This is a genomic window from Allorhizocola rhizosphaerae (assembly GCF_003426775.1).
Taxonomy (GTDB): domain Bacteria; phylum Actinomycetota; class Actinomycetes; order Mycobacteriales; family Micromonosporaceae; genus Allorhizocola; species Allorhizocola rhizosphaerae.
This window is the reverse complement of the sequence record NZ_QJUG01000312.1, coordinates 1-7,858: the sequence shown is the minus strand read 5'-3', so window position 1 is coordinate 7,858 and position 7,858 is coordinate 1. Positions and strand designations below refer to the sequence as shown.

Annotated in this window: 8 protein-coding genes and 1 pseudogene; 3 read left to right on the top strand and 6 right to left on the bottom strand. The window is 67.4% G+C overall.

All coding sequences use genetic code 11. From position 1 onward, the window contains the following. From DM816_RS43240 to DM816_RS43235, 3 genes and pseudogenes are all read right to left on the bottom strand, one after another. Positions 1-317, bottom strand: a pseudogene (locus tag DM816_RS43240) (hypothetical protein); the annotation flags it as partial. Continuing rightward, positions 265-960, bottom strand: a complete 696-nt coding sequence (locus DM816_RS38280) for a hypothetical protein (RefSeq protein WP_117215388.1) — start codon at positions 958-960, stop codon at positions 265-267. The pseudogene DM816_RS43240 and the gene DM816_RS38280, both read right to left, overlap by 53 nt. Then, a complete protein-coding gene (locus DM816_RS43235; RefSeq protein WP_162908263.1) occupies positions 903-1,733 on the bottom strand; it encodes a hypothetical protein in 831 nt (276 codons plus the stop codon). The genes DM816_RS38280 and DM816_RS43235 overlap by 58 nt, the downstream gene beginning before the upstream one ends. 100 nt (positions 1,734-1,833) lie before the next feature. Between DM816_RS43235 and DM816_RS38270 the strand changes: the two genes are divergently transcribed. Beyond that, positions 1,834-2,361 carry a pyridoxamine 5'-phosphate oxidase family protein gene (locus tag DM816_RS38270; RefSeq protein ID WP_117215386.1) on the top strand — a complete coding sequence of 176 codons (528 nt, stop codon included), beginning with the start codon at positions 1,834-1,836 and terminating at the stop codon, positions 2,359-2,361. A 73-nt stretch (positions 2,362-2,434) separates the two neighbouring features. Here DM816_RS38270 and DM816_RS38265 read toward each other — a convergent pair whose 3' ends face one another. Next, positions 2,435-3,283, bottom strand: a complete 849-nt coding sequence (locus tag DM816_RS38265) for a hypothetical protein (RefSeq protein WP_117215385.1) — start codon at positions 3,281-3,283, stop codon at positions 2,435-2,437. 238 nt (positions 3,284-3,521) lie between these two features. Here DM816_RS38265 and DM816_RS38260 point away from each other — a divergent pair, with 238 nt between their 5' ends. Together DM816_RS38260 and DM816_RS38255 are read left to right on the top strand one after the other, a co-directional pair. After that, entirely contained in the window at positions 3,522-6,038 is a 2,517-nt protein-coding gene (locus tag DM816_RS38260) for an ATP-dependent Clp protease ATP-binding subunit (protein ID WP_117215384.1), read from the top strand. A 49-nt stretch (positions 6,039-6,087) separates the two neighbouring features. After that, on the top strand, positions 6,088-6,507 hold the full coding sequence (locus DM816_RS38255) for an ester cyclase (RefSeq protein WP_117215383.1): 420 nt from the start codon (positions 6,088-6,090) through the stop codon (positions 6,505-6,507). 84 nt (positions 6,508-6,591) lie between these two features. Here DM816_RS38255 and DM816_RS38250 read toward each other — a convergent pair whose 3' ends face one another. After that, complete coding sequence (locus tag DM816_RS38250; RefSeq protein ID WP_117215382.1) at positions 6,592-7,185, bottom strand: polysaccharide deacetylase family protein; 594 nt, start codon at positions 7,183-7,185, stop codon at positions 6,592-6,594. Continuing rightward, positions 7,182-7,858, bottom strand: a 677-nt coding sequence (locus DM816_RS38245; RefSeq protein ID WP_483964172.1) for a beta-xylosidase family glycoside hydrolase, incomplete at its 5' end; no start/stop codon positions are given. The genes DM816_RS38250 and DM816_RS38245, both read right to left, overlap by 4 nt.

Here is a 7,858-nt window from a genome sequence, read left to right as displayed (position 1 = left end):
GTTAGCAGAAGGGGGGCGGAGGCCGGCAATGCAGGTTTGCCAGCCCGCGGGGGAGGATGCTTGGCCTTCGGCGGTGTAGTACTCGTTGGTGTACCAGAAGGTGCATCGTCTGTGGGATCGACGTTCATGGAAGTGTAGTCGCCCCAGCGGGAGTTGGTGGTGGTCTGTACGCCGGTGCCGTTGGCGATGGTTTGCTCGGTGAGGGGCATGGTGCCTGGTGGGTCGAAGATGCGGCGGCCGGTGTAGCGGATGCCCGGGTAGACGTCAGTGCCGTTGACGACGCTGTAGCCCAGCGCCATGTTGGCGAACTTGTCCATCGCGATGCTGCCCATCCAGCGGTGTACGCCGGTGTACGCCGTCGGTGGGGGCGTAGGTGCCCTGCTGGTGGAGGTGGTAGTGGTCGCCGAGGCGAAGGATTTCGTACCAGCGGACGCCTGAGACGCCCGGGGCGGCTTCGACCGACTGGTTGGTGGTCATGGTCTCGACTGGGCCGAATGTGCGGTATGCCAGCCTCCATGTAGGCCTTTGGCGGTACCCTAAATGATCAAGAAATTGGGTCTGATCGGTGATGCCGGGTTGGGGCAGGCAGTCGCGGGTGGAGGTCGGGCCGCACGGGAAAATTGAATCGAAGGCGGCAACTGGTAGTTGGGTGGCGAGTTCGATGGATGCGGTGGGTGTTGAGCGCCACTTGACGTCGAACTCCCAGACGTTGACGGCGTCGAAGGGCGCGTCGTAGGGGCCGCCGTCGTCCTGTGTGCCGATGATGGGAGCTTTGGCGCTGTTCTTGGGCTTGTGCTTGCCGTCAACGTCGGCGGGCAGGAGGCCGCCGCCGAAGAAATTGATTGGCACCTCGTGCTGTTCGAGGAGGAATCCTGCGGCGCGGGCGGTGGGGTCGCCCTCGATCATCTTGTCGCGTTCGAGGCCGTAGGCGCCGACGCCGTAGATTTCGGGGTCGAGCACGCCGAATTCACGCGTGGTGACCAGGTAGGAATCGCGCCAGACGCCGTGTTTGGGATAATCTGGGAAGTTGTGCCCGGTGGAGAACGCGTAGCGGTAGTACGAGCCGGTCGGGTCACCGGTTGTCGAGATCGCGACACAGTTGTAAACAGGTTGAGCGGCTCGTTCGGGTAACTCAAGCCACGGGTCGTGAACTGGGTGAGCAGCCAGCGGTCGGCGAACTGGTCGTAGAACACGACGGGATCGCCGGACGGATCGGTGCACTCGTCGATCGCGAATCCCGCCCAGAGTGCGCCGATGTTGATCGGGCCGAGCAGGCGTTCGCCGGACTTGGAGAACACGCCGAAGACGACGTTGACCATTTGCACGTAGTGGTTTGGACCCACGTCGCCGATGGTGTCGGGCGGGTTGACCCGGAAGCCGAACACGTCGAAGTTGTCCTGATTGGACGGTCCTTCGAAGTTGGCGATGGTGTTGCTGCTGCCCTGTTGCGTGCCGGCTGTCTTCTGTAGCGCGCCGGGTCGGGGGTGTGAGTGGTCGTGTGGTTGGCGACCTTGGGGCCGCGTTCCGGGAGCTCTTCGGCCCGTGAGCGGGTATTGGGCAGGCTCCGTAATGGGGGTGAGACGTCGAACGCCGCGGCGGCTGTGAAGCGGGCGGTGAGCTGCGGTGGTGCCGCCGCCGCGTTGACCGGAGTGAGCAGGGCGGCGAGCAGCGCGCCCGCGCCGATCATTCTCGTGCACTTCTTGGTGTGCATCCGCCACCTCCTGATCGATCAATTTCGATCAGGTTACCCGTAGAGCGAGTTGGTCACGGTCCCGTGTGGACGGTCGGCGGAGTGGGGGAGGTTTTGTCGTACCCCCGACGTAGGTTGAACGCATGAAGGAGAGTCAGAGCGACATCGCCCAGCTCCAAGCGCTTATGGACGCGTCCTTGGCGCGTTCGACCAAGCACCTGCAGTCCATCATCACCCCCGGCGAGCGCACGCTTACGGCCGCACAACTCGTCCAGGTCTTGGTGGGCATGTGCACGCTTTCCATCGCCACCGTCACGGCGTCCGGTGAGCCGCGCATCAGCGGAATCGACGGACATTTCATTAAAGGACATTGGTTTTTTGGTACGGCGCGGGGCGCCGCCAAGGCACGCCACCTCGCGGTGCGTCCGGCGGTGAGCGTCGCGCACCTGCGGGGAGAGGAGTTGGGTGTGTTCACGCACGGCACCGTCGAGCAGCTCAATCCGGCCGACGCCGAGCCCGACCCGCAATGGCCGGAGGTGCTCGCGCACATGGCCGAGCACTACGGCGCCTCGCCACTGGAGTGGGGCGACGACGTTGTGTACTACCGCCTGCGCCCGAGCTGGATGGTGGCGTACGCCTTCGAGCCGGAGAAGCTGCTGAGCAAGATGTGAGATGAGCAGACGTCATGGTGCAGGCGCGGTTGCCGGGCGTGGTGGCCGCCGTCGGCACCGGTCGATGACCGAGCTAGGCCGGGGCCGTGACGAGTGGTTCGTCGTCGAGTACGGCGATGCAGCTGGCTTCGAGGATCAGCGATGCGCCTTCTGTCTGCAGCCGGTAGTGCGTGGGCGGGCCCTGGTGCTGCCAGTGCGCGCCGACGACCAGCGCCGTCTCACCGGCCCGCTCCCCGGTCACGATCCGCACCTGCGACCCGGGCGGATGGGCGCCATATGGCACGGCCAGCAGCGCGTCGAGGATCTGCCTGGCCCCGCCGAATGCCTTGCGCGGCACCATGGCGCGAAATTCCGGTGCGAGCGCCCGTGCACGATCCGAATCGGACCCGATCGCGGCCTCGATCCGCGTGCACAACCGCCACACGTCCTCGTCGAGCAGCAGCCGTGCCGCGCGGTCCAACGCAGCGCACAACGAGTCGACGGCCGCCTCCTCACCGAGCTCGCCGACCCACCCCAGACTCTCGGCGCTGGGCGGCAACGCGGGCTTCTCGTGGGCCAAAACCGCGTAAAGCAGCGCCAATGCGGCCTGCCGACCCTCGCCCGCGTAGAGATCCGTTGCCCCCGTCTGCCGCAGCCGCGGGAAGCGCTCGGTCAGGTGTGCCGCGCGGCCCAGCGGCAGATCCGCCGCCAGCCGTGTGTCGCGCACCCGCAGATCCAATGTGCGCTGTTCGCGCATGGCGAAAAGCCATGCCCGGTGTTTGTCGGTGCCGGTGGGGAACCGGACCGGGGCAACGCCGACCTGACGGGCCGTGAGCAGGCGCGCGGCCACCGAATAGGCCACGCCGAGCCTGGCCGCGAGGGCGCGGATGGCCCTCCTGCGGGCCCGGTCGGATACGGATCGCCGGTGCTGTTTGCCGCTCATCGTGCTCCTCCCGCGACGACGTGCTCCCGGCCATGTTAGGTCCACGGAGCGTCCTCGTTGTAGCCTGAGACTGCCGGGCGCCGGCACGAGCGTAGCGAGGCTCCCCACGCGGGCCACGCGTCAACGCCAAGAGGCTCAGACTCAGCGCACGTCACCCACTTCCGCTGCAGCATGCGCACGCTCGCATGCCCATTGCCAGGCTGGGGTGCGTGGGGCCTCGCCGCGAGGAGTGAGTGTCGTGTTTGAACGGTTCACCGATGGTGCCCGCCGTGTGATTGTCCTGGCGCAGGAGGAGGCCAGGATCCTCAACCACAGCCACATCGGCACGGAGCACATCCTGCTCGGCCTGATTCACGAGGGTGAGACGGCCGGGCGGGCGCAAGAGGAGGCCACGGGAACCGCAGCGGAAACGCTCAGGGCGGGGGGCCGAGGCGAGACGCCCGCCGCCATGGGGCGCAGCGTGGCGGCGATCGTCCTGCAGCGCCTGGGGTTGACCCTGCAAACCGTGCGCGATCAGGTCGGGGACATCCTGGGCCAGGGCAACCAGGCGCAGTCCGGGCACATGCCGTTTTCGCCGAGAGCGAAGAAGATACTCGAACTGAGCCTGCGTGAGGCGTTGCAGCTGGGGCACAACTACATCGGCACCGAGCACATCCTGCTTGGCCTGCTGCGCGAGCGCGACACCGTGGCCGGCCAGATCCTGCAGCGCATGCAGCTGGATGCCAATCGGGTGCGCCAAGAGGTGCTCCAAGTCCTGTCCGGAGACCGAGTCGCCGAACCGGAGACGGCGCCGTCGCCCGAATCCCTGCTGCTGGACCAGTTTGGCCGCAACCTGACCCGGGCCGCACGCGATGGCGCCCTCGACCCGGTGATCGGCCGCGATCGCGAGCTCGACCGCATGATTGTCGTGCTGTCGTGCCGCCTCAAGAGTAATCCGGTGCTGCTCGGCGAGCCCGGTGTGGGCAAGAGCGCCCTCGTCGATGGGCTCTGCCAGCGGATCGCGCTTGGCCGCGTACCGAGAAATTTGAAAAACAAACAGGTGTACACTTTGGACATCAGCTCGCTCGTCGCCGGATCACGCTACCGGGGGGATTTCGAGGAGCGGTTGCGCAAGGTGGTCAAGGAATGCCGCACGCGTGGGGACATCATCCTGTTCATCGATGAGATTCACACGCTCGTGGGTGCGGGCGCGGCCGAGGGGGCGATCGACGCGGCCAGCATTCTCAAGCCCATGCTGGCCCGCGGCGAGCTGCAGACCATCGGCGCCACCACCACCGACGAGTATCGCAGGTACTTCGAGAAGGATGCCGCGCTGGCCCGGCGGTTCCAGCCGATCCAGCTCGGCGAGCCGACGCGGGCCGAGGCCATCGAGATTCTCAAGGGGCTGCGCGACCGGTTCGAGGCGTTCCACCGTGTGTCCTTTTCGGACGCCGCACTCATCACGGCCGTTACGCTCGCCGATCGCTATGTAGCCGACCGGTTTCTGCCGGACAAGGCGATCGATCTCATCGACGAGGCGGCCGCCCGCACCCGGCTGAGCCGGCTTGCCGCACCGCCCGATCTGCAGGAGTTCGACGAGAAGCTGCTCCAGGTCCGCCGGGCCAAGGAATCCGCGATCGACGCGCAGGACTTCGAGCGCGCGGCGCAGCTGCGCGACGACGAGCGGCACCTGCAAGCCCAACGGGCGCAACGGGAAAGCGAGTGGGAAGCAGACGAGGCCGACATCGTGTCCGAAGTGGACAATGAGCAGATCGCGCAGGTGCTGGCGAGCTGGACCGGTGTGCCCGTCTATCGGCTCACCGAGGAGGAGACCGCACGCCTGGTGGGCATGGAAGACGAGCTGCACAAGCGCATTGTCGGCCAGCACGAGGCGGTCCGCGCCGTGGCCAAGGCAATCCGCCGGGCCCGCGCGGGACTGAAAGACCCGCGCCGCCCATCCGGGTCGTTCATCTTCGCCGGGCCGTCCGGCATCGGCAAATCCGAACTTTCAAAGGCTTTGGCAGAATTCCTATTTGGTACCGAGGACGCGCTCATCCAGCTCGACATGAGCGAATACCACGACCACGCCTCGGTGTCCCGCCTGGTCGGCGCGCCCCCGGGATATGTCGGCTACGGCGAGGGCGGCCAGCTGTCCGAGCGGGTGCGCCGGCGCCCGTTCTCGGTCGTGCTGTTCGATGAGATCGAAAAGGCGCACCCGGACGTCTTCCACACGCTCCTGCAGATCCTGGAGGACGGCAGGCTCACCGACGGGCAGGGCCGGACGGTGGACTTCAAGAACACGGTGATCATCCTCACCACCAACCTCGGCACCACGGAGGCGGCCAAGCCCGTGTCGCTCGGCTTCGGCTCCGAGCTCACCGACGTGGCGCGCGACCGCGTGCTGGCCGCGCTGCGCGGGCACTTCCGGCCCGAGTTCCTCAACCGCATCGACGACACGATCGTGTTCCACCGGCTCGGCCAGGAACACCTGCTGGAGATCAGCGCCATCCTGACCGAGCGCATCCGGGCGCAGCTGCGCAACATGGACGTCGATTTGGAGCTGACCGACCGGGCGCGCCGGTTCCTGGTACATAAAGATCATGACTCGGCCATGGGTGCACGGCCGTTGCGGCGCACCATTCAGCGCGAGGTCGAGGACCCCCTGTCCGAACTGATCCTGCTGGGCGAGCTGCGGCCGGGCCAGACCGTGGTCCTGGACTGCGAGGGCGACGGCCTTGTCTTCAGGCCCCTGGTCGCCGGCCTCACGGGAAGCTGATGTATCATCACGATGTAGCATATTCATAATATCGTGCCGAAAGGATGCCATGGATAACATCGCGTTGATGCGTGCGGCCTACGACACCCTCCAGCGAGGCGATCTCGACGCGAGCGTCGGTCTGCTCACCGAGAACTTCATCGCCAACATCCCCGGACTCCCCGAGCCTCTCCACGGGCGCGAGATCTGGCGGATGGGCGCGCAGGCCATGCTTGACGGCTTCCCCGACCTTCGTGTGGAAATCGAGGACATATTCGGTGTGGACGACAAGGTGGCGGTGCGAGTGCGCTTCCAGGGCACCCACAAGGGGCCGTTCCAAGGGGTGCCGCCGACTCATCGCCCGGTCGACTTCACGAGCATCGAGATCTATCGAATCGAGGGTGACAAGATCGCCGAGGAGTGGGTGGCGCCCGACATGACCAGCCTCATGCGGCAGATCGCGGATCCGGCTCCCGCACCGTTGGGGTAGGGCGAAAGCCTGCCCTCGGCCTGTAGCACGGGGATGATCGCCGCGATCGCGTCGACTGTCTGGGAGCGGTCGCCGCCGCCGTGCTCACCGTTGGGGTAGGGCGAATTGCCAGCTCTCGGCCTGTAGCACGGGGATGATCGCCGCGGCTGCGTCGACTGTCTGGGAGCGGTCGCCGCCGCCGTCGTGCAACAGGACCACCGCGCCCGGCGTGATGCCCTCGCGCAGCCGCTGCAGCAGCACATCGCTGCCGGGCGGGTCCCAGTCGGCGACGTCAAGGCGCCAGCCCAGCGGGCGCATGCCGAGGTCGGCCGCCACCGTTGGCGAAACGCCCCAGCTGCCGAACGGGGCGCGGAAGTAGGGTATCCGCGCCCCGGGCACCGCCCGCCGGATCACCGCGTTGGTCTCCAGCAGGTCGGCCCGGATCTGCTCGGCCGTCCACGTGCCCATGTTGTCGTGGTGCATGCTGTGGTTGCCCAGGGTGTGCCCGTGCGCCACGATCTCGCGCGCGACATCGGGGTGCTGGACCACGTGGTCGCCCCACAGGCAGAACACCGCCTTGACGTCATGCTCGCGCAGCACCGACAGCAGGCGCGGGGTGTCGTCCGGGTTGGGCCCGTCGTCGAACGTCAGCGACACGACCTTGCCCTGGCCCCGCGCCGTGTCGATGAGCCCCGTCATAACGGGAACTCCTGATACGTGGCGTAGTCGAAGTCGGCGTAGCCCCCGTCGGCGCCCAGATCCTGCACCCACAACCCGAGGAACGCGCCGGTGAACCCCCACGCCGCGGGCTCGCCGTCGACCACGGTCGCGGCGTGCTCGTCGGACAGGATGGTCGCGTCCAGCTCGATCGGCACATCCTGCCAGCCCGCGCCGAGGTCGTAACCGAAGCGCAGCACCGGCCCGTCGAACGCGACCCGCAGCCGCACCCGCGCGCTCTGTCCGATGTCGACTGTCAGGTGTGGATAAGCCTCCCGCTTGCCCCCGTTGCAGCTCAACACCTCCAGCACGGTGCGGCCGTCATCGTCGCGCGTCATGTAGAGATAGTGCCAGTTGGCCGTGTTGTAGTAACCGGTGATCCCGGCGAGCTGCCGGTGGCCCGCCGGCCGGAACTCCAGCTCGGTCTCCATCCGGCAGTGCACCGCGCCCACGCGCCGCGCGACCAGGCTGGGCGCCTGCCGCCCCACCGGCGACTGTCCACCGTGGACACGCAGGTGCGACGACCGGGCCTGCAGCTCGACCCAGTCGGGTGTGGCCGGGCGGCGCAGGGTGGACCAGGCCGCGCCGAGCGTGGGCCCGTCGAAGTGGTCGGTCGCCGGCTCGGCGGGCCAGGGGTGCGCGGGCAGGTCGGGCG